The organism is Janthinobacterium darwini, from assembly GCF_051380905.1.
GTDB lineage: Bacteria > Pseudomonadota > Gammaproteobacteria > Burkholderiales > Burkholderiaceae_D > Janthinobacterium.
In genome coordinates this window covers 2,149,404-2,168,852 of sequence record NZ_JBNYXX010000001.1, presented here as the reverse complement: position 1 = coordinate 2,168,852, position 19,449 = coordinate 2,149,404, and the positions used below count along the sequence as shown (strand labels likewise).

The window sequence follows — 19,449 nt, the reverse complement described above, 5'->3', positions numbered from 1 at the left end:
TAGCTTACCTTGAACACCGCCCGTCCGGCGCGCCGTTATGCTAAGGTGCGCATTCGTAACGCCGTGCGCGGCAGACAGGAGCAGCAGATGTTTGGCAGAAAAAAGAATCTGGAAGAAGACCACGCCCCCCAAGCCGACAAACAGTATGAAAAGAAATACACGGAAGACAGCTTCTGGGACAAGGTCGTCAAGTTCGCCAAGACGGCAGGGCGCGAAGTCATCGAGAAAGCCCTGTGGCTATACTACGCGGCGCAGCAGCCGAACACCCCGCTATGGGCCAAGACGGCCATTTACGGCGCGCTCGGCTACTTCATTTCCCCCATTGATGCGATTCCCGACATCACGCCCGTGATCGGTTATGCGGATGACCTGGCCGTGCTGGCGGCGGCCGTTGCCACGGTCGCCACCTATATCACGGCCGACGTCAAGGAACGCGCCGCCGAGAAACTGCGCGGCTGGTTCGGCGCCTAGCCTTTCTTGACAGCACGCGCGCCGCTGCCGCCATGCGCCAGCAGGCGCAGCACGACTTCTTTCTGGAACGAACGAAACTCCTTGTCGGCGCCGACGTTGGCGAAGGCCAGCACGGCGGTCTTGCTGGCGGGGTCGACGCAGACGACGGACGCGGCGCCCGGGTCGCCGCCACTGTGCGTGGCCAGCGCCTTGCCGTCGACATCGCGCAGCAGCCACACCAGGGCCTGGCGCACGGACGAATCGGCAGGCACGACGGCAGCCGTTTGCGGGGCAAAAAATAATTGCAGGGTGGCATCTTGCAGGTAGCGGTGGCCATCGACCCGGCCGCCATTGCTGAAAATGGCCAGGAAGCGGGCAAAATCATGCGCCGAGCTGCGCAGCAGGCCGGCCGGCCAGTCCGGATAGCCGACGGGCGGCAGCACTTGCAGGCCCGGCTCCTTGTGCGCATACGGCTGGGCAACGATGGCGCGCCGCGGCAAGCCGGCCAGATTCCAGGCCGTGCTGTCCATGCCCAGTGGCTCGAACAGGTGCTCGTGCGTGTAGGCATCAAGACCGTCGGGGTTCAAGCGGCCCACCAGATAGCCGAGCAGGGCGATGGCCACATTGCTGTAGCGCCATTCCGTGCCGGGCCGGGCGGCAAACGATACATCCGCGTCATACCAGGCGCCGCCGCGCGACAGATAGCCCTTGACGAAGTCGCGCAGTGGTAATCGCGGATCGCCCTGCACGGCAAACGCCGTCGTCTTTTCGTACACGGCATCGGAAATGCCTGACGTGTGGCTGAGCAAATGGCGAAAGGTGATGGGCACGTCGGGAAACTTCGGATGCATGAGCGGGAAGTCCAGATAGGCGGCCACCTTGTCGTCGAGCTGGAAGACGCCCTGTTCCATCAGCATCATGACGGCCGTGGCCGTGACGAGCTTGCTGACGGAGGCGACATGGAACACCGTGTTGGCATCGGCCTTCTTGCCGGCCTGGATGTCGGCCCATCCATAACCGCGCGCGAAAATGGTTTGCTCTCCGCGCACCACGGCCACGCTCATGCCCGGCGTTTCCGTGCGGGCCAGCCCGTCGCGCATGAAGCCGTCAAATTCTGTTTCCCACGCCAGCCTGGCCGGATCGGTGGCGCAGCCCGTTTGCAGCAGGGCCAGTGAGACACCCAGTCCCAGCACGCTTCTTCGTTTCATTGATTCTCTCTTTTGCCGTTTTTAATTATCTTAACAATATTTCCGCCCGTCATAGGGGCAATTGACAAAACATTGCTTTGCAGCAATGACAAAGGGGGCTGACCAGCGCTTATTTGCACCAGTTATTTGCGCCAGTAGCGTTCCAGCAAGGGTTTGACGGTCAGGCCGTGCGCGACGATGGAGAGGATGACGACGACGACGGTGATGTCGGCCAGTTCGCGCGCCAGGGTGCGCGGCAAGCCATGCGCGATGGCATAGCTGAGGTAGTACAGCGAGCCGATGCCGCGCACGCCGAACCAGGCGGCCAGGCCCCGCAGGCGCACGCTGGTGCCCGAAGCCAGCAAACCGAGCATCACGCTGGCCGGGCGCGCGACCAGCAGCAGGAACAGTGCCACGCTCCACGCCTGCCAGCTCCAGGCGGCCGCCGTGACAGTACCGCCCAGCAACAGCACCAGGGTCAGTTCGGACAGGCGTTCCAGGTGTTCCTTGAAGACGAGCGATTCGCCGCTGACGGTCAGCGGCACCTCGCTGTCGTGCGGCTTGGTGGCGGACACCGCGTGGGTTTCCTCCGCTTGCAGCAAGCCTTGCCTGTCCTTCGGCGCGCCGGCCAGCCGCAGTTCCGTCTGGCGCAGGGCCACGCCGGCAAAGAATACGGCCAGGAAGCCCCAGGCGTGCAGCCACGTGGCCACGCCATACACGAGGGCGATCAGGCCCAGGGCGGCCAGGTCGTCCAGCATCGCGTGTTTCGGTTCCTTGGCGCGCACCTGCCAGCCCAGCCAGGCCAGCAGCGCGCCGCCGGCCGCGCCCAGGGCGATGGCGGCCCCGCTGGCCCAGAATAAATCGCGCCACAGCCAGGTGGCGCCATGCGGCCCCAGCTCATGCAGGCCCAGCAAGCCCAGGCCCAGCATGACGAAAGGAAAGCCGCTGCCATCGTTCATGCCCGCTTCGCTGGTCAGCATGAAGCGCAATTGCTCGCTGTCGCCCGCATGGCGCAGCTGCACGTCGGTAGCCAGCACGGGATCGGTGGGCGCGAGGATGGCGCCCAGCAGCACGCCCGCACCCAGGGGCAGGCCCAGCACCAGGCACGCAAAGGCCGCCACCAGCGCCACGGAGACAGCCATCGATAGCCAGGCCAGGCGCAGCGACGGCAGCCAGCGTGCCAGGCTGAAGGGGACGGGCATCTTGACGCCGGCGGAAAACAGCGAGATGAGGACGGCGATTTCCGTCAGGGTTTCCAGCAGCGGGGCCTGCTGCAGCAGGTCGAACGCAAACAGGCCGAGAAACATGGGTCCCAGCAGCAGGCCCACGCCCAGGTAAGCCATGGCCGAAGTCAAGGGCAGGCGCGCGATGCGGTCGGCGCCCAGGCCACGCGCCAGCATCAGGCAGCCGATCAGGATGAACCAGGCGGTGGTGCTCATGCGGCCATTGTAGCGGCGCGTGGGCCAGGGCAGCGCGCCGCAGGTTTTTTCAAGCCTGGTTTTTAGCCTGGTCCTAAGCCTTGTACAGCGACACGCTGTCGTTCTGCGCCTGCATCTCGCGCACTTCGATGGGGTCGTGCGTGGAGCGCAGGCGGGGCAGGCCGTGCGGGTAATTGGCCGTAATAAATGCCAGCATCTGCTCGCGCACGATGCAGCGCAGTTCGAAGGCCGTGCCCGAATCTTTCGCACTGATCAGAAAGCGTACGCGCACGGCCCGCTCGTTCGAATCCGTCGCCTGCACCGTGCAGACCCGGCCATCCCATTGTGTGGCGGACTCGCAGATGCGCGTCAGTTCCGCGCGCAGCGGCTTGATCGGGATGCTGAAATCGAGCCACAGAAACACCGTGCCCAGGATGTCCGAGGAGGTATGCGTCCAGTTTTCGAACGGATTTTCGATGAACCACTGCAGCGGCACGATCAAACGCCGTTCATCCCACACGCGCACGACCACATACGTGCCCTTGATTTCCTCGACCGTGCCCCATTCGCCATTGACGATCAGCACGTCGTCGATGCGGATGGGTTGAGAGAACGCAATTTGCAGCCCTGCAATGAAATTACCGAGCACGGGGCGGGCGGCGATACCGGCCACCAGGCCCGCCACGCCGGCCGAAGCGAGCAGGCTGGCGCCAATCTGCCGCGCGCCCGGCAGTGTCAGCAGTACGAAGGACAGGCCCAGGATGACGACGATGGCGTGTGCGCTGCGCGTCAGCACGCGCGCCTGGGTGATCCGGCGCCGCGCGCGCAGGTTGTCGGCCGCGTCGACGGGATTGATCTGGGAAATCGTGATGGAAAGCGACTCGATGCATTGCATGGCCAGCCAGGTCAGCGCGATGATCAGCGCCACGCTGGTGAGATGCGACATGGCGACCAGGCCCGGCGTGTCGTCGGGCGCGCCGGCCAGCACCATGCGCAGGCCGAAGACGATCATGCACAGCTGGCTGGCGCGGAAGGCCACGCGCGCGACGTTGCTGGTGAACGGGTGGCCATTGGCCAGTTTTTTCAGCAAGCCGATGCCGGCCCGGTGCACGACGATGGCGACCAGGGTGACGAGCAGGGCGGAAACGAGCACGGTCAGCGCCGAGCGCAGCGGGCCTCCCATCAGCGAGTGGAACGTGCTGAGATCCATAGGCGAAAACTCCTTGAGATGGTGAGATGGATATTGGAAGCGGCTATTTTACGGGCAGATGACGTCGCGGGGGCGTGCGTTGCCGTACGGATAAGACTTGGATCAAGGTAGATACTGGCAGAAATTGCTGCGGTGCGCCATGCCACGTTGACGTTTCAATACGCAAACCAAACGGGCGCCGCCTTTTTGGAAATGTAGCCATACTTGCAATGGTTGTTTATGTCTGCAAAGGAAAACGATGATAGTACGATCACTCCGAATGTCCTTGCGCTTCATCCTGCCACTGGCCCTGGTGCTGGGATTGTTTGCTTATATTGTGGTACCCCTGCTCGATAATATTACCTTGCGCTGGTATGTGCGCGACCTCGACAGCCGGGCGGAATTGCTTGCTGGAACACTCCGGCCCTCGCTCAGCGAATACCTGCCCGCCCAAGACGCCACGCGCGTCAAAGAACTGTTCCAGGGCGCCACGCGCGACGAACGCCTGATCGCCATCGGCTTTTGCGACAATGCGGGCCACCTCGTCTACCAATCCGCGCAATTCCCGGCCTCGATCGGCTGCTGGACCACGCCTTCCACGGGCGGCCTGTACAAATCCCTGGCGCAGTTGCCGCAAGGGCAAGTCCACATCAGCGAAACTCCCGTCATGCAGGACGCGACCCAGCTGGGCCGCCTGGTGCTGGTGCAGGACATGAGCTTTGTCGAGCGCCGCAATACGGATACCAAGCGTTTCATCTTTGCCTTCCTGGCCGTGCTGGCCGTGCTGATTTCCCTGATGACCGTGTTCGTGGCGCATCTGAGCTGGCGCGGCTGGCTGTCGGCCGTGAAGGATATATTGCGGGGCGAGTTGATGCCGCGCAGCGCCATGGCCGTCCAGGCCGCCGATGCGCCCGCCGCCGCGCCCGCGCCGCCGCCGGAAATGCAGCCGCTGATCGGCGACTTGCGCGAATTGCTGCAGGAATACCATCTGGAACGCCAGGGCGACAGTGGCTGGACCTCGGAATGGACGCCGGAAAAACTGCGCGGCTTGCTGGAAGCGGATCTTGCGGGAGATCAAGTGCTGGTGGTATCGAACCGCGAACCGTATATCCACACCAAAACGGAAGATGGGATAGCGGTGCAGCGCCCGGCCAGCGGCCTGGTCACGGCCGTGGAAGCGGTGATGCGCGCCTGCTCTGGCACTTGGATCGCGCATGGCGCCGGTTCCGCCGACCGCGAAACGGTGGATAAACTCGACCACGTGCCCGTGCCGCCCGATCATCCCAGTTATACCTTGCGCCGCGTGTGGCTGACGGAAGAGGAAGAGCAGGGCTATTATTATGGCTTCGCCAATGAAGGCATGTGGCCGCTGTGCCATATCGCCCACGTGCGCCCCGTGTTCCGCTCGTCCGACTGGGATCAGTATGTGAAGGTCAACCGCCGCTTCGCCGAAGCCGTGATCGCCGAGGCGAAGACGGACAATCCCGTCGTGCTGGTGCAGGATTACCACTTCGCCTTGCTGCCGCGCATGGTGCGCGAAGCCTTGCCGAAAGCGACGATTATTACCTTCTGGCATATCCCTTGGCCTAACTCGGAATCGTTCGGCATTTGCCCGTGGCGCGAAGAAATCCTCGACGGTTTGCTGGGCAGCACGATCCTCGGCTTCCACACGCCATTCCACCGCAAGAATTTCCTGGAAACGGTGGACCGCTACCTGGAAACCCGGATCGAGCCGGAAGCGTCGACGATTTCGTATGGCGGCGAGATGACGCAGGTGGAGGATTACCCGATTTCCATCGCCTGGCCGGAAGTTGATCCGGCACAGCCCGACGTGGCAACCTGCCGCGCGCAAATCCGTGCCGAGCTGGGCGTGGCGCCCGATCACTTGCTGGGCATCGGCGTGGATCGCCTCGATTACACGAAAGGCATCGTCGAGCGCTTCCAGGCCGTCGAGCGCATGCTGGAACAGCAGCCTGGCATGGTCGGCAATTTTACCTTCGTGCAAATTGCCGCCCCCAGCCGTGCTTCCCTGGACGAATATCAAAGTTTCGATGCCCGCGTGCGCAAGATGGTCGAGCGCATCAACCGCCGTTTCGGCAGCGGCAACTACGTGCCCATCCTGCTGAAAGCCGAACACCATGGCCAGGACGACTTGCAGCGCTATTTCCGCGCTTCCGAGGTGTGCATGGTGACAAGCTTGCATGACGGCATGAATCTGGTGGCCAAGGAATTCATCGCCGCGCGCGACGATGAGATGGGCGTGCTGGTGCTGTCCCAATTCACGGGCGCGGCGCGGGAACTGCATGAAGCGCTGATCATCAATCCGTATCATATCGAGCAGGGCGCTGATGCCTTGTACCGTGGCCTGGTGATGCCGCCCGTGGAGCAGCGCGAGCGCATGAAGAGCATGCGGGCTAGAGTCAAACATTTCAATGTCTACCGCTGGGCCGGGCGCATGCTGCTGGACGCGGCCCGTTTGCGGCAGCGCGACAAGGTCATGACCAAGATCGACGCCCACAGCCGCATCAAGCGGCGCAAGGGGATTTGATGACGGACATGCCTGACGATAGCGCAGCCCTTTTGGAGCTGCTGAGTACCCCCGGCAGCGCCGTCTTTCTCGACTTCGACGGCACCCTGGTCGACCTGGCGCCCACGCCCGATGGCGTGCGCCTGGAACCGGGTGTGGTGGAAGCGCTGGCGCTGCTGGCCGAGCGCCATGGCGGCGCGCTGGCCCTTATTTCCGGGCGTCCCGTGGCGCAGATCGATGCCATGCTGGCGCCCCTGGTCTTGCCGGTGGCGGGCGTGCATGGCGTGGAGCGGCGCGGCGCGGACGGCGCGCTGCGTGTAGCGGTTACGCCCGACGTGTCGCCCGTGCTGGCGCGCGCCCGGGCGCTGGCGGCGATTCACCCCGGCTTGCTGGTGGAACAGAAGCGGGGCGCCGTGGCCCTGCATTACCGGCTGGCGCCCGAACTCGAGCATTTGTGCTCGCAGGAAATGACGGCCGCCGTGCAAGCGTGCCCGGGGGTGTTGCTGTTGCATGGCAAAATGGTCCTGGAAGCCAAGCCGGCCGCCACCGACAAGGGCGGCGCCATCGCCGCCTTCATGCAGGAAACCCCATTCGCCGGCCGCCGGCCCGTATTCGCGGGCGACGACACCACCGATGAGGCAGGCTTTGTCTTTGTACAACAAGTTGGCGGGCAGGGCGTGAAAGTGGGCAGCGGCTCCAGCGCCGCCACCCTGCGCCTGGCCAGCCCGGGCACCCTGCGCACAGCGCTGCTGGCCGCCTCCGTATCCCCAGAAGGAGTAGATGATGACGCAATCCCAGGAACAACCGTATGACACGCCCAGCGGCGCCGCCGATTCGCTGGCTGCTTCCGCCACTGCCGCAGCCAGCGCGTCGGCACCCGTCACGCCCATCCAGGCTAGTCTCAACTGCGGCGTGGTGGGCAATTGCGCCTTCAGCGCCCTGATCGACCAGGCAGGGCAGGTCGTCTGGTCCTGCCTGCCCCGTTTCGATGGCGATCCCGTGTTCAACAGCCTGCTGGACGCGACGGAAAACGGCAGCGTGTGGGGCATCGATATTGAAAACTATGCGCGCAGCGAGCAATTCTACGAGCCGAACACGGCCGTGCTGCGCACGCGCCTGTACGACACGGAAGGGCGCGGCGTGGAAATCACGGATTTCGCGCCCCGTTTTCTCAGCCGCGACCGCATGTTCCGTCCGCTGATGCTGATCCGCCGCGTGCGTCCGCTCGATCACGCCGTGCGCATCAGGGTACGCCTGCGCCCCCGCTACGACTGGGGCAAGCTGGCGCCGCAGATCACGCAGGGCAGCCACCACATCCGCTATGTGGGGCCGGAACAGACCTTGCGCCTGAACACGGATGTATCGCTCAACTATGTACTGAGCGAAACGTATTTCGTGCTGGGGGGCACCGCCAACTTCCTGCTGGGACCCGATGAAACCCTGGCTGGCGGCATCGACGAGACGGCGCGCATCTTTGAAAAGGAAACCATTAACTACTGGCGCACCTACACGCGCCGGCTGGCCGTGCCCCTGGAATGGCAGGACGTAGTCATCCGCGCAGCCATCACCCTGAAACTGTCGCTGTATGAAGACACGGGCGCCATCATCGCCGCCATGACCACCAGCATCCCCGAAGCGCCGGGCAGCAGCCGCAACTGGGATTACCGCTATTGCTGGCTGCGCGACGCTTTCTTTGTCGTGCGCGCGCTGAACAGCTTGTCCGAAGTGGGCACGATGGAAGAGTATTTGCGCTGGCTGACGAATATCGTCGCCCGCTCGAAGGGCGGCCATATCCAGCCACTGTACGGTATCGGCCTGGAAGAGCAGTTGCCGGAATCGACGCTAGCCCACTTGCCCGGCTACCGGGGCAACGGCCCCGTGCGCGTGGGCAACCAGGCGCAGGAACACTTCCAGCACGATGTCTACGGCAATATCGTCCTGGGCGCGGCGCAGGCGTTTCTTGACCACCGTTTGTTCCACCGGGCCGGCAAGGCCGAGTTTGCCGCGCTGGAAGCCGTGGGCGACCAGGCATTCCGCTTGCATGCGGAACCGGACGCGGGCATGTGGGAGTTGCGCACGCGGGCGCGTGTCCACACTTCGTCCATGCTGATGAGCTGGGCCGCCTGCGACCGCCTGGCGAAAGTGGCGCATAAACTGGGCTTGCCGGACCGGGCCGACCACTGGAACAGCCGCGCCGTGCTGATCCGCGAACGCCTGCTGCGCGAAGCGTGGAGCGAGGAGCGCCAGGCCTTCGCCGAAAGCCTGGGCGGACGCGACCTCGACGCCTCCGTCTTGCTGATGGCGGAAGTCAACTTCATCGACCCCATGGACCCCCGTTTCATCGCCACCGTCGATGCGCTGGAAGCATCGCTGTGCGACGGTCCCTACATGCGCCGCTACGAGGCGCCTGACGACTTCGGCAAGCCCGAGACCGCCTTCAACATCTGCACCTTCTGGCGCATCGACGCCCTGGCGCGCATCGGCAGGAAAGACGAGGCGCGCAAAATTTTTGAGACCATGCTGCTGGCGCGCAACCACCTGGGCCTGCTGTCGGAAGACACGCATCCGGTGACGGGCGAAATGTGGGGCAATTTCCCGCAGACGTATTCGATGGTGGGCTTGATTAACTGCGCCGTGAGGTTGTCGGCGCCGTGGGATAGCGCTATTTAAGTGCGGGCCTGGATCGCGGGCCCGGGGAGCCCGAGGTTTCGGGCTTCGATGTAATCATGCGCTTCGCTCGCCACGCCCATACAAGCGGCACTCGGCCGCCAGCGCCAGCAAATTCGGGTCGCGCTCGCGGCTGCTCAGCATCAGCAGGGTGATCTGCTGGTGCGAGCCGTAGCGCGCGTCCAGCGGCAGCAGTTCGATGCGCGAGCTGAAGGCGCGCACCCGGCCGGGCAGCAGGCTGTAGCCGATGCCGCCGCTGACCAGGTTGATCAGCGAGAAGATATCGCCCACGCGCATGGCCGTGTCGGGTACGAAGCCCGCCAGTTCAAACGCGTGGTTGAAGCTTTGCGAGGTGACGAAACCCTCGTTGAGCGTGACGAATTTATCGTCGCGCAGCTGCTGCAAGTCTACCGATGCGGCTCCCGCATAGGGCGAGGCTAGCGGCGCGGCCAGGTAGACGTCGTCCTGGAACAGGGGCACTGCTACCAGGCCCGCATGCTGTTCGTCTTCCTGCACGCCGATGATGATGGCGTCCAGGCGGCCGTCAGCCAGGCTTTGCAGCAGGTCGCGGTTCGAGCCCAGGGTCAGGTCGATGTCGAGACCGGGCCGGCGAAGCTTCAGGGCGATCACCAGCTGCGGGATGCAGTGCAGGGTCAATGAATACAGCGAACCGATCTTCAGGCGCACGGGATTGATGCCCGACATTTCGCGCACCTTGCGCACGCCTTCCTCGCATTCGGCCAACGCGCGCCGGGCCGATTCGGCAAAGGTGTAGGCCGCATGCAGGGGGATCAGGCTGCGCCCCTCGCGCTTGAACAGGGGGCAGCGCAAGCCGTCTTCCAGCGAGTGCAGGGCGCGGTGCACGCTGACGGTGCTCTGGCCAAGTGCATCGGCCACCCGCGCCAGGTTGTTCAATTCCATGAAGCTGAGAAAAACTTCCAGCTTTTTCAGGGTAATTTCTTCGTTGATAGCCATGGCTAGCCCCTTCCAAGGGAGTTCATTAACTTCAGGGTAATGAACATGGTAGCAGCTTGATTGTAGTGGTGCCGCCTTTTCACTATCGTTGAAGTTCGATAGCTAACAGGGAGGCATGATGTCAACCGCCACAGCAGCGCCAGCGCAGCGGCAAAAACAATGGGACACGCGGCGCACCGAGAAACGCCGCCGTCTCGACGCCGTGCGCCATTACGCGAACGGTCCCGTCCTGCAACAGGGGGACATGGTCGCCGTGCTCGAAGCCTTGCTCGCGCCGGGCGACCGCGTTGTTCTTGAAGGCAATAACCAGAAGCAGGCCGATTTCCTTGCCCGCATGCTGACCCAGGTCAACCCCGACAAGATCCACCATCTGCACTTGATCATGCCCAGCGTCAGCCTGCCCGAGCACCTGGACCTGTTCGAACGGGGCATCGCCCGCAAGCTGGACTTTTCCTTTGCCGGCACGCAAAGCCTGCGCATCGCCCAGTTCCTGCAGGATGGCTTGCTGGAAGTGGGCGCCATCCATACCTATATCGAGCTGTATGCGCGCCTGTTCGTCGATCTCACGCCCAACGTCGTCATGGTGGCCGGCTACATGGCTGACCGCCAGGGCAATCTGTACACGGGCCCCAGCACGGAAGACACGCCCACCCTGGTGGAATCGGCGGCCTTCCGCGACGGTATCGTCATCGCCCAGGTGAACCAGATCGTCGATGCTGTCAGCGACTTGCCCCGGGTCGACGTGCCCGGCTCGTGGATCGATTTCGTCGTGCAGTCCGACAAGCCGTTCTTCATCGAGCCTCTGTTTACCCGCGACCCGCGCGTGATCAAGCCCGTGCACGTGCTGATGGCCATGATGGCGATTCGCGGCGTGTATGAAAAACACCAGGTGCAGTCGCTCAATCACGGCATCGGCTTCAATACGGCCGCCATCGAGCTGATTTTGCCCACCTACGGCGAGCAGCTGGGGCTGAAAGGCAAGATTTGCCGCAACTGGGTGCTCAACCCCCATCCCACCCTGATACCGGCCATCGAGACGGGCTGGGTCGAGAGCGTGCATTGCTTCGGCGCGGAGCTGGGCATGGAAGGCTATGCGGCCGCGCGGCCCGACGTGTTTTTCACGGGCCGGGACGGCTCCATGCGCTCGAACCGCGCCCTGTGCCAGCTGGCGGGCCAGTACGCGGTCGACCTGTTCATCGGTGCGACCCTGCAGATGGATGGCCTGGGCAACTCGTCGACCGTGACGAATGGCCGCCTGGCGGGTTTCGGCGGCGCGCCCAATATGGGCCACGATCCGCATGGCCGGCGCCACCCGACGCCCGCCTGGCTGGACCTGATCGAGACGGACGACCCTCTGGCGCGCGGCAGGAAGCTGGTGGTACAGATGGTCGAAACGTTCCAGGATGGCGGCCAGCCGACCATCGTCGAATCGCTCGATGCGGTGGCCGTGGGCCAGGCCAGCGGCATGCCGCTGGCGCCCGTGATGATCTATGGCGACGACGTCACCCACGTGCTGACGGAAGAGGGCATCGCTTATCTGTACAAGGCCCGCTCGCTCGACGAGCGCAAGGCCATGCTGGCGGCGGTGGCTGGCGTGACGCCCATCGGCCTGCGCCATGACCCGAAAACCACGGCCAAGCTGCGCGCCGACGGCCTGATCGCGCTGCCCGAGGATATCGGCGTGCAGCGCGGCGACGCGAATCGCTCGCTGCTGGCGGCGAAAAGCATTGCCGATCTGGTCGAATGGTCCGACGGCCTGTATCAACCCCCCGCCAAATTCAGGAGCTGGTAATGACCACAATGATGACAATGACTATCGCGATGCCAGTGCGGGAACGCTCTGCCGCGCTGGCGCGGCAGGTGCTGCAGGCGCTGCTCGACGAAGTGACCCTGACGCCGAAACCGGGCCTGGTCGATTTGCGCAGCCGCGGCGCCCACACGGACTTGAACTGGGCCCTGATGTGCCATTCGGCCTGCGCGCTTCGGCCTGTGTTTGCCGCCATGGCGCAAGCGGGTTGGGAAAGTAACGATGACGACGGCCTGCGCCAGCGCATCGGCGCCATCGGCCGCGATGGCGAAGCGCTGATGCTGGCGGCCACGGATGGCGTGAACACGCACCGGGGCGCCATCTGGGCACTGGGATTGCTGGTGACGGCGGCGGCGCAGCTGAGCGCGCGCGGCGCGTCGCTGGCGCCGCGAGCCGTGGCGGCGCGGGCCGGTGCGCTGGCCCGTTTGCAGGACCGCAGCGCGCCAGGCGAGACGGGTAACAAGGGCGAGCTGGCGTGCCGCCAGTACCAGGTCGGGGGCGCACGGGGCCAGGCCCGCGCCGGTTTTCCCCTGGTGACGGGCGCCGGCTTGCGGCAGCTGCGCGCCTCGCGGTCGCGCGGCGACAACGAAACGACGGCGCGCCTGAATGCCTTGCTGGCCATTATCAGCCAGCTGGACGACACCTGCGTGCTGTCGCGCGGCGGCGAGACTGCCTTGCTGGAATTGCAAGCGGGAGCGGCGCAGGTGCTGGCGGCGGGCGGCGCGGCCACGGCCGCCGGGTCGCAGGCGCTGCTGGCGCTGGAAGCGTGCGCGCTGGCGCGGGGCGTGTCACCGGGCGGCGCGGCCGATTTGCTGGCGGCGACCCTGTTCCTGGATCGATTGACTGAAGGAGAAGCGCATGGAAACGCGTGACTATACATTCCCGGCCGGGAAGCCGGCGGCAGGGCGCGCCTTGGCCGGCGTCGTCGGTTCGGGCGACCTGGAAGTGCTGCTGCAGCCCGGCGACGATGGCGTGACACGCATCGTCGTCAACACTTCCGTCGACGGCAAGGGCGCCGTCTGGGATGCGCTCCTGCAGCGCGTATTCGGCGGCGAGCCGCTGCCAGCGGCCAGCATCGCCATCAACGATTGCGGCGCCACGCCGGGCGTGGTGCGCATGCGCATCGAGCAGGCCTACGAAGAATTGCAAGCGGGGAGGGCGGCATGAGCACATTGAAGGAATTACTCGAGCGCGACAGCTTCATCGAACGGAGCGCGCGCAGCCGGGCACGCGCCTTGCTGGACGCAGGCAGCATGCGCGAACTGCTCGACCCGTTCTGCGGTATCGCTTCGCCCTGGCTGCCGCAGCAGGGTGTCACGGCGCAGGCGGACGACGGCGTGGTGGTGGCCAAGGGCCTGTTCGACGGCCAGCCGGCCGTGGTGCTGGCTATCGAGGGGGGCTACCAGGGCGGCAGCATGGGCGAACTGGGCGGAGCAAAAATCGCCGGCGCCCTGGAACTGGCGGCGCGCGACAACCGCCAGGGCGTGCCGACACGGGCCGTGATCCTGTTCGAGACGGGCGGCGTACGCCTGCAGGAAGCCAACCTGGGCCTGGCGGCGATTGCCGACATTCATGCGGCCATCGTCGACTTGCGCCGCTACCAGCCCGTGATCGGCATCACGGCCGGCACGGTCGGCTGCTACGGCGGCATGTCCATCGCGGCGGGCCTGTGCAGCTATTTTGTAGTCACGCGCGATGCGCGCCTGGGCCTCAACGGCCCCGCCGTGATCGAGCAGGAGGCGGGCGTGGACGAATTCGACTCGCGCAACAAGCCCTTCATCTGGAGCCTGACGGGTGGCGAACAGCGCTTTCACAGCGGCCTGGCCGACGCCTACGTAGCAGACGACACGGCGCAGATGCGCGCCACGGTGGCTGATTTGTTCCGCCGCGGCCTGCCGGCGCAGCACCGCAGCGATCAGGCGGTAGCCTTTCTGGCGCGCCTGGCCGACGTCGACGCGAGCGTGCAAGTCACGCCGGATGCCGTGCGCTTGATTTACAGCAAAGGAGTCGCAGCATGAACGCCATCACCGACACGAGCCGCGGCGCCACCTGGCTGGCGGCACTCACGGATAACACTGCGCCGCTGGAAGGTTACCCCGCTTCCGTGCGCGTGGTGGACGCGCCACTGGCGGGCGAACTGGCGCGCTACCTGGCCGTGCTGCCGGACCCGGACAACCGCTTTACGCGCGCACGCACGGGTGAAATCGGCCTGGTCGAAGCGTGGCAGCTGGCGCGCGCCGTGCAGCAGGTGGTTCATGAAGACCACGCGCTGGCCGTCAAACGTCCCATCGTCGCCGTCATCGACGTGGCCAGCCAGGCGTATGGCAGGCGCGAAGAGGCGTATGGCATCCACCAGGCGCTGGCCGGCGCGGCGGGAGCTTATGCCAGGGCGCGCCTGGCCGGCCACCCCGTCATCGGCCTGATCGTCGGCAAGGCCATGTCGGGCGCTTTTCTGGCGCACGGCTACCAGGCCAACCGCCTGATCGCGCTCGACGATCCGCAAGTGATGGTGCACGCCATGGGCAAGGCGTCGGCGGCGCGTATCACCTTGCGCACTGTGGAGGCACTGGAAGCGCTGGCCGAGACCATCGCGCCCATGGCCTACGACATCAGGAACTACGCCACCCTGGGGCTGCTGTGGCAAACCTTGCAGGTGGCGCAGCCGGATGCGCCGTCAGCGCTTGATCTGGCGCAGGTGCGCGCCAGCCTGCAGGCAGCGCTGGCCGACATCCGCGCTGACCCGCTGGCGGACCTCTCCAGCCGGCTGGGCGCACCGCACCGCCAGGCTTCGGCCAGGGTCAGGGAGGTGCTACGGCAGCAATGGTAGGTGAATCAAAAGAGAAGACAAAAAGTCATTCCTATTCCTCATCCTGTAACGGAGACAATCATGATCATTTACGGAACCGCACTGCTGGCCCTGTGCCATTTGCTCGGCATCTTCCTGGGCGACTTGCTCGGGCAGCTGATGGGCGTCAAGACCAACGTGGGCGGGGTGGGCATCGCCATGCTGCTTTTGATCTGCGCCCGGCTCTACATGCAGCGGCGATCCTGGCTGCCGCAGATGACCGAACGGGGCGTCGAATACTGGGGCGCCATGTATATTCCCGTGGTGGTGGCCATGGCGGCGCAGCAGGATGTGGTCGCGGCGCTGCGCGGCGGCCCGGTGGCCGTGCTGGCCGCCATCGGTTCCGTGCTCGTCTGCGGCGCCGTGATTTCTCTGATGAACAGGATGGAAAGCCCGGCCGCCGTCGCCGCCGCCGAAGCTGAGTCGATTCTGATCAAGGAGCACCGTCATGCTTGAAATCTTTGAAAAAGCCGCCATCCACAATGGCCTGGTGACGGCATTCGCCTTTGTCGGCCTGATCATGCTGCTGTCGGTGGCGCTGTCGAAGTATCTGACCCTGGGCCGCGTGCACGGCTCGGCCATTGCCATCGTGATCGGCCTGGGCCTCGCATACTGGGGCGGGGTGCATAGCGGCGGCCATAAGGGCCTGGCCGATTTGTCGCTGTTTGGCGGCATCGGCCTGATGGGCGGTGCCATGCTGCGCGACTTTGCCATCGTTGCCACCGCTTTCGAAGTGCAGGCGACGGAGGCGCGCAAGGCTGGCCTGATCGGCGTCGTGGCCCTGATGCTGGGCGTGGTGCTGCCGTTCCTTGTGGGCGCTGGCGTTGCCTACGCGTTTGGCTACTCGGACGCCGTCAGCATGACCACCATCGGCGCTGGTGCCGTCACGTATATCGTCGGCCCCGTCACGGGCGCGGCCATCGGCGCCAGTTCGGATGTCATGGCCTTGAGCATCGCGGCGGGCTTGATCAAGGCCATCCTGGTGATGGTGGGCACGCCCGCAGCGGCGCGCTTCCTGCGCCTGAAAACGCCGCGTTCGGCGATGGTCTTCGGCGGCCTGGCCGGTACCGTCAGCGGCGTGTCGGCCGGCCTGGCGGCAACCGACCGCAGGCTGGTGCCGTATGGCGCGCTGGTGGCCACGTTTCACACGGGCCTGGGCTGCCTGCTGGGTCCATCCTTGCTGTTCTTTGCCGTCAAGGCGGTGGTGGCCTGATGCAAAATCTTCGCGCGCATGATCTGCTCTGGGCATCCGGCCTGCCTGAGGGGGCGCCGTTGCCCGCCTGGCTAGACGCGCTCTGGCTGCGGGCGGCGCCGCTGGTGGTGCGGCGCGCCAGCTGCGCGCCCGGACGCATTCCCGTAGGCGCGCGCGGCATGCTGCGCAGCGAGCGGCACGCGTGCGAAGTGGAGGCCGCCGCCGTGCTGCACCGCGTGACGCCGGAAATGCTGGCGCGGCTGGCGCACGCGCCGCTGCCTGGCTTTTCCTGCGCTGCGCTCGATGCGCTGCGGCAGGTGGCGCCCCTGCTCGACGCCACGGGCTGGAACTGGGGCCCGACGGGCGGCGTGGGTTTCGCGCTGGCCAGCGGCTTGCCCGTGCTGCGCGCGGACAGCGACCTCGATTTGCTGCTGCGCATCGCCGCGCCGCCGGATGGCGCGCAAGCCGATTCCCTGCGCGCCATCGCGGCGAGTGTCACGGCGTGCCGGCTGGACTTGCAGATCGACACGGGCATAGGCGGCTTTGCGTATGCCGAATGGGCGGAGGACCGGGGCAGGGTCTTGCTGAAAACGGATCGCGGCCCGCTTCTGACGGCCACGCCCTGGGAGCTTGCATGAGCGTGTTATTTACCTTTCCGGGCCAGGGGGCCCAGACTCCGGGCATGCTGCATGCGCTGCCGGACGATGCGGCCGTGACGGATACCCTGGCCGAAGCGGCGGCCGTGCTGGGCCGCGATCCGCTGGCGCTGGACACGGCCGTCGCACTGGCCTCGACGCGGGCCGTGCAACTGTGTTTGCTGATCGCGGGTGTGGCGATGGCGCGTTCCCTGGCCACGCGCGGCGCGCTACCGGACATGGTGGCCGGCTTTTCGATCGGCGAGTATGCGGCGGCCGTCGTCGCCGGCGCGCTCGATTATGCCGATGCCCTGCGCCTGGTGGCGCGGCGCGGACAATTGATGGAACAGGCGTATCCCAGCGGTTACGGCATGGCGGCCATCATCGGGCTTGATTTGGCGCAACTCGAATCGTTGCTGGCGCAAGTGCACGGCGCCGCCACGCCCGTGTATATCGCCAACCTGAATGCGCCGCGCCAGATTGCCATCGCCGGCAGCGAACCCGCCCTGCAAGCCGTGATGGCGCTGGCCCTGGCGCATGGCGCCAGCAAGGCCAAGCGCCTGGCCATCAGCGTGCCGTCGCATTGCCCGCTGCTGGACGGTGCCGCGACCGACATGGCCGCCGCCTTCGATGGCGTGATTGTGCGCCGGCCGTCGCTGGTATACCTGAGCAGCAGCACAGCGCGCGCGCTGTTCGACCCGGCCCGCATCCGCGACAGCCTGGCCGCCAACATGGCGCAGCGCGTGCAGTGGACCGCTACCTCGCGCCTTGCATGGGAGCGGGGCGCCCGGCTGGCGCTGGAAATGCCGCCGGGCAGCGTCCTGACGCGCCTGACGGCGCCTGACTTCACCGATGGCGTGGCCGTCTGCTGCGATGGCAACCGGGGCGACAGCCTGCTGGCGCTGGTGCAGCGTGAGCGGGGTAGTGCCGCTTAATCGGCCGCCGCAAGCTTTTTCTTCGCCTGCAGCCGGCGCGAACGGCGTTTTCTTTCCCATATGACGATGCCCGTCACCGACAGCACGGCGACCATGACGCCCATGAAGGACATCAGAATGCGTCCCGGCAGGCCGAGGATGCGGCCCGAGTGCAGGGGGAACTGCAGTTGCACGAAGACGTCGGCGGCCGTGCCTTGCCACGGCTTGTGCTGGCCGATGATGGTGCCGTCCATGCCATCGATGTAGAGGTTGGACAGGCCCATGCCGGCCGCGCCGAACTCGTCGGCCGGGTCGAAGAACGAGACGTTGTAGAAGGAATAATTACCGCCATAATAGATGCCGCCTATGGGTGCCGTGATACCGCGCTGCACGGCTTGCTCTTTTGCAATATCCACGGCCTGCTCGAAACCGATCACGGGCTTGATGTAGCTGCCGTAGGGTGCCGGCGTCTGCGTTTCATACGGGCCTGGCGTGGTTGTCGATACCAGCGACATGAGGGGATAGAACACTTCGCGGTACAAATTCAGCGAGAACGAGGTAAACGCGACGACAATGATGATGGCCCACACCCACAGGCCCCCCGCACGGTGCAAATCGAAGTTGAGCTTGTAGCCGCCGGCCGCCCAGCGCACCACCCACGATGGTTTCCAGCGTTGCCACCAGCTGGCAGCATCGCGGTGGCGCGGCGCCTCGTCCGGGGCGCGCGGGCGCAAACGGCGTGGCGTGGTCAGATAAAACGCCACCATGCTGTCGAGCAGCCAGATCAGGGCGACCGTTCCCATCAGCCAGTAGCCCCAACGGTCGGTGCCCCAGAAGGCGGGCACGTGCAGGCTGTAGTGCAGGTGGCGCAAGAACGGCATCAGGCTGCGGCGCGACAGGGAAATGGCGGTCGAATCGCGCGTGCCCGTGATGTGCGCCGTGACGGGGTCGATGTAGACTGTGTCGTAGTCGAGCACGAACGGCTTGTTGCTCGCCGGGTCCGTCAATGGGCGGACCATGAAGGCGGCGGCATGGCCTTCTTCCAGGCCCAGGGTCAGGTAATTGACTTCCACGCGTGGGTCTGCGGCGGCTACCTTGTGCGCCAGCGCAAACGGCGCCTGCAGGGGGCCGCGGCCCGGCGTGTCCATGATGTCGGCGTTGAGCCACTCGTCCAGTTCATGGTCCCACGAGGTGACGGCGCCCGTGAGGCCTGCGACGATGAGAAAAAGGGCGATGGTGAGGCCAGCCCAGCGGTGTATGACAGTCCAGAAAGCGCGCATGCAGTACAAACCTTCAACATAAAACCGGCTTGTTGCCGCCAGCGGGCGCCAAAGCGGCGCACAGGGAAAGCCAGGCACACGCCTGGAATTTTGATAATGGGAATCGTTCTCATTATCCGTCGTGGCCAGGCGTTTGTCCAGCGCGAACGGTGTTGCCCAAGGTGCAATTGTGCATGCTAAGATGCCGGCAATTAGGTAATTTACATTCCCAATGGAAATATTCTGGGCATGCGCATGGAAGATCTGCACCATGTCCGCGTGAGCGAATGCGCCGGTGCGCCGCAGGCGTCGTGGTGTTCATGCACGGCCATGCCGTCAGCGGAGGTCCCCTGATTTGCGTGGGCCACTTCTGCGCCATGAACG

At 65.3% G+C, this 19,449-nt stretch carries 18 protein-coding genes; 13 read left to right on the top strand and 5 right to left on the bottom strand.

Going from position 1 to position 19,449, the window contains the following annotated elements; translation table 11 throughout:
* Nucleotides 1-87: 87 nt before the first annotated feature.
* Nucleotides 88-471 carry a YkvA family protein gene (locus tag ACQ4WZ_RS10070; protein ID WP_101481123.1) on the top strand — a complete coding sequence of 128 codons (384 nt, stop codon included), beginning with the start codon at nt 88-90 and terminating at the stop codon, nt 469-471.
* Here the strand turns inward: ACQ4WZ_RS10070 and ACQ4WZ_RS10065 are convergent.
* The 3 genes from ACQ4WZ_RS10065 to ACQ4WZ_RS10055 all read right to left on the bottom strand — a co-directional run bounded on the left by ACQ4WZ_RS10065 (nt 468) and on the right by ACQ4WZ_RS10055 (nt 4,265).
* A complete protein-coding gene (locus tag ACQ4WZ_RS10065) occupies nt 468-1,658 on the bottom strand; it encodes a serine hydrolase domain-containing protein (protein WP_436573293.1) in 1,191 nt (396 codons plus the stop codon). The two genes, ACQ4WZ_RS10070 and ACQ4WZ_RS10065, sit on opposite strands and share 4 nt — an antisense overlap.
* Nucleotides 1,659-1,780: 122 nt before the next feature.
* On the bottom strand, nt 1,781-3,076 hold the full coding sequence (locus tag ACQ4WZ_RS10060; RefSeq protein ID WP_436573292.1) for a cation:proton antiporter: 1,296 nt from the start codon (nt 3,074-3,076) through the stop codon (nt 1,781-1,783).
* A 73-nt stretch (nt 3,077-3,149) separates the two neighbouring features.
* Nucleotides 3,150-4,265 (bottom strand): mechanosensitive ion channel family protein, encoded by a 1,116-nt coding sequence (locus ACQ4WZ_RS10055; protein ID WP_101481126.1) that lies wholly within the window; start codon nt 4,263-4,265, stop codon nt 3,150-3,152.
* A 259-nt stretch (nt 4,266-4,524) separates the two neighbouring features.
* Between ACQ4WZ_RS10055 and ACQ4WZ_RS10050 the strand changes: the two genes are divergently transcribed.
* The 3 genes from ACQ4WZ_RS10050 to ACQ4WZ_RS10040 are packed head-to-tail and all read left to right on the top strand — an operon-like array spanning nt 4,525 to nt 9,441.
* The gene (locus ACQ4WZ_RS10050; RefSeq protein WP_101481127.1) at nt 4,525-6,792 is read left to right on the top strand and encodes an alpha,alpha-trehalose-phosphate synthase (UDP-forming); all 2,268 of its coding nucleotides are present in this window, start codon (nt 4,525-4,527) and stop codon (nt 6,790-6,792) included.
* A complete protein-coding gene (gene otsB / locus ACQ4WZ_RS10045) occupies nt 6,792-7,583 on the top strand; it encodes a trehalose-phosphatase (RefSeq protein WP_436573291.1) in 792 nt (263 codons plus the stop codon). Before ACQ4WZ_RS10050 ends, otsB begins: the two co-directional genes overlap by 1 nt.
* The gene (locus tag ACQ4WZ_RS10040; RefSeq protein WP_133993510.1) at nt 7,555-9,441 is read left to right on the top strand and encodes a glycoside hydrolase family 15 protein; all 1,887 of its coding nucleotides are present in this window, start codon (nt 7,555-7,557) and stop codon (nt 9,439-9,441) included. Before otsB ends, ACQ4WZ_RS10040 begins: the two co-directional genes overlap by 29 nt.
* 54 nt (nt 9,442-9,495) lie before the next feature.
* Here ACQ4WZ_RS10040 and ACQ4WZ_RS10035 read toward each other — a convergent pair whose 3' ends face one another.
* A complete protein-coding gene (locus tag ACQ4WZ_RS10035; protein ID WP_101481130.1) occupies nt 9,496-10,413 on the bottom strand; it encodes a LysR family transcriptional regulator in 918 nt (305 codons plus the stop codon).
* Between the two features lie 115 nt (nt 10,414-10,528).
* On the opposite strand from ACQ4WZ_RS10035, the gene mdcA reads away from it, so the two are divergent.
* Genes mdcA through mdcH form a run of 9 tightly spaced genes read left to right on the top strand, consistent with a single transcriptional unit; the run spans nt 10,529 to nt 17,827 of the window.
* Complete coding sequence (mdcA, locus tag ACQ4WZ_RS10030) at nt 10,529-12,205, top strand: malonate decarboxylase subunit alpha (protein WP_436573290.1); 1,677 nt, start codon at nt 10,529-10,531, stop codon at nt 12,203-12,205.
* Between the two features lie 17 nt (nt 12,206-12,222).
* Nucleotides 12,223-13,092 (top strand): triphosphoribosyl-dephospho-CoA synthase, encoded by an 870-nt coding sequence (locus ACQ4WZ_RS10025; protein ID WP_436573289.1) that lies wholly within the window; start codon nt 12,223-12,225, stop codon nt 13,090-13,092.
* Nucleotides 13,079-13,387, top strand: a complete 309-nt coding sequence (locus tag ACQ4WZ_RS10020; RefSeq protein ID WP_101481131.1) for a malonate decarboxylase subunit delta — start codon at nt 13,079-13,081, stop codon at nt 13,385-13,387. The genes ACQ4WZ_RS10025 and ACQ4WZ_RS10020 overlap by 14 nt, the downstream gene beginning before the upstream one ends.
* Nucleotides 13,384-14,238 (top strand): biotin-independent malonate decarboxylase subunit beta, encoded by an 855-nt coding sequence (locus ACQ4WZ_RS10015; protein ID WP_436573288.1) that lies wholly within the window; start codon nt 13,384-13,386, stop codon nt 14,236-14,238. Before ACQ4WZ_RS10020 ends, ACQ4WZ_RS10015 begins: the two co-directional genes overlap by 4 nt.
* Nucleotides 14,235-15,047 (top strand): biotin-independent malonate decarboxylase subunit gamma, encoded by an 813-nt coding sequence (mdcE, locus tag ACQ4WZ_RS10010; protein ID WP_436573287.1) that lies wholly within the window; start codon nt 14,235-14,237, stop codon nt 15,045-15,047. The genes ACQ4WZ_RS10015 and mdcE overlap by 4 nt, the downstream gene beginning before the upstream one ends.
* 60 nt (nt 15,048-15,107) lie before the next feature.
* Nucleotides 15,108-15,521: a malonate transporter subunit MadL gene (madL, locus tag ACQ4WZ_RS10005; protein ID WP_101481134.1), complete on the top strand. Its 414-nt coding sequence runs from the start codon at nt 15,108-15,110 to the stop codon at nt 15,519-15,521.
* Complete coding sequence (gene madM / locus ACQ4WZ_RS10000; RefSeq protein ID WP_133991722.1) at nt 15,514-16,278, top strand: malonate transporter subunit MadM; 765 nt, start codon at nt 15,514-15,516, stop codon at nt 16,276-16,278. The genes madL and madM overlap by 8 nt, the downstream gene beginning before the upstream one ends.
* A complete protein-coding gene (locus ACQ4WZ_RS09995) occupies nt 16,278-16,895 on the top strand; it encodes a malonate decarboxylase holo-ACP synthase (RefSeq protein WP_133991720.1) in 618 nt (205 codons plus the stop codon). The genes madM and ACQ4WZ_RS09995 overlap by 1 nt, the downstream gene beginning before the upstream one ends.
* The gene (mdcH, locus tag ACQ4WZ_RS09990) at nt 16,892-17,827 is read left to right on the top strand and encodes a malonate decarboxylase subunit epsilon (protein WP_436573286.1); all 936 of its coding nucleotides are present in this window, start codon (nt 16,892-16,894) and stop codon (nt 17,825-17,827) included. Before ACQ4WZ_RS09995 ends, mdcH begins: the two co-directional genes overlap by 4 nt.
* Here mdcH and ACQ4WZ_RS09985 read toward each other — a convergent pair.
* Nucleotides 17,824-19,086 carry a PepSY-associated TM helix domain-containing protein gene (locus ACQ4WZ_RS09985; RefSeq protein WP_436573285.1) on the bottom strand — a complete coding sequence of 421 codons (1,263 nt, stop codon included), beginning with the start codon at nt 19,084-19,086 and terminating at the stop codon, nt 17,824-17,826. The genes mdcH and ACQ4WZ_RS09985 overlap by 4 nt on opposite strands.
* Nucleotides 19,087-19,449 lie beyond the last annotated feature (363 nt).

Bases quoted from the DNA above. Each gene is read 5' to 3' on its own strand.
- ACQ4WZ_RS10060 (WP_436573292.1), bottom strand. From the start codon at position 3,076: ATGAGCACCACCGCCTGGTTCATCCTGATCGGCTGCCTGATGCTGGCG.
- otsB (WP_436573291.1), top strand. From the start codon at position 6,792: ATGACGGACATGCCTGACGATAGCGCAGCCCTTTTGGAGCTGCTGAGT.
- ACQ4WZ_RS10035 (WP_101481130.1), bottom strand. From the start codon at position 10,413: ATGGCTATCAACGAAGAAATTACCCTGAAAAAGCTGGAAGTTTTTCTC.
- ACQ4WZ_RS09985 (WP_436573285.1), bottom strand. From the start codon at position 19,086: ATGCGCGCTTTCTGGACTGTCATACACCGCTGGGCTGGCCTCACCATC.
- ACQ4WZ_RS10065 (WP_436573293.1), bottom strand. From the start codon at position 1,658: ATGAAACGAAGAAGCGTGCTGGGACTGGGTGTCTCACTGGCCCTGCTG.
- ACQ4WZ_RS10070 (WP_101481123.1), top strand. From the start codon at position 88: ATGTTTGGCAGAAAAAAGAATCTGGAAGAAGACCACGCCCCCCAAGCC.
- ACQ4WZ_RS10015 (WP_436573288.1), top strand. From the start codon at position 13,384: ATGAGCACATTGAAGGAATTACTCGAGCGCGACAGCTTCATCGAACGG.
- mdcA (WP_436573290.1), top strand. From the start codon at position 10,529: ATGATGTCAACCGCCACAGCAGCGCCAGCGCAGCGGCAAAAACAATGG.
- ACQ4WZ_RS10055 (WP_101481126.1), bottom strand. From the start codon at position 4,265: ATGGATCTCAGCACGTTCCACTCGCTGATGGGAGGCCCGCTGCGCTCG.
- madM (WP_133991722.1), top strand. From the start codon at position 15,514: ATGCTTGAAATCTTTGAAAAAGCCGCCATCCACAATGGCCTGGTGACG.
- ACQ4WZ_RS09995 (WP_133991720.1), top strand. From the start codon at position 16,278: ATGCAAAATCTTCGCGCGCATGATCTGCTCTGGGCATCCGGCCTGCCT.
- ACQ4WZ_RS10020 (WP_101481131.1), top strand. From the start codon at position 13,079: ATGGAAACGCGTGACTATACATTCCCGGCCGGGAAGCCGGCGGCAGGG.
- mdcE (WP_436573287.1), top strand. From the start codon at position 14,235: ATGAACGCCATCACCGACACGAGCCGCGGCGCCACCTGGCTGGCGGCA.
- madL (WP_101481134.1), top strand. From the start codon at position 15,108: ATGATCATTTACGGAACCGCACTGCTGGCCCTGTGCCATTTGCTCGGC.
- ACQ4WZ_RS10050 (WP_101481127.1), top strand. From the start codon at position 4,525: ATGTCCTTGCGCTTCATCCTGCCACTGGCCCTGGTGCTGGGATTGTTT.
- mdcH (WP_436573286.1), top strand. From the start codon at position 16,892: ATGAGCGTGTTATTTACCTTTCCGGGCCAGGGGGCCCAGACTCCGGGC.
- ACQ4WZ_RS10025 (WP_436573289.1), top strand. From the start codon at position 12,223: ATGACTATCGCGATGCCAGTGCGGGAACGCTCTGCCGCGCTGGCGCGG.
- ACQ4WZ_RS10040 (WP_133993510.1), top strand. From the start codon at position 7,555: ATGACGCAATCCCAGGAACAACCGTATGACACGCCCAGCGGCGCCGCC.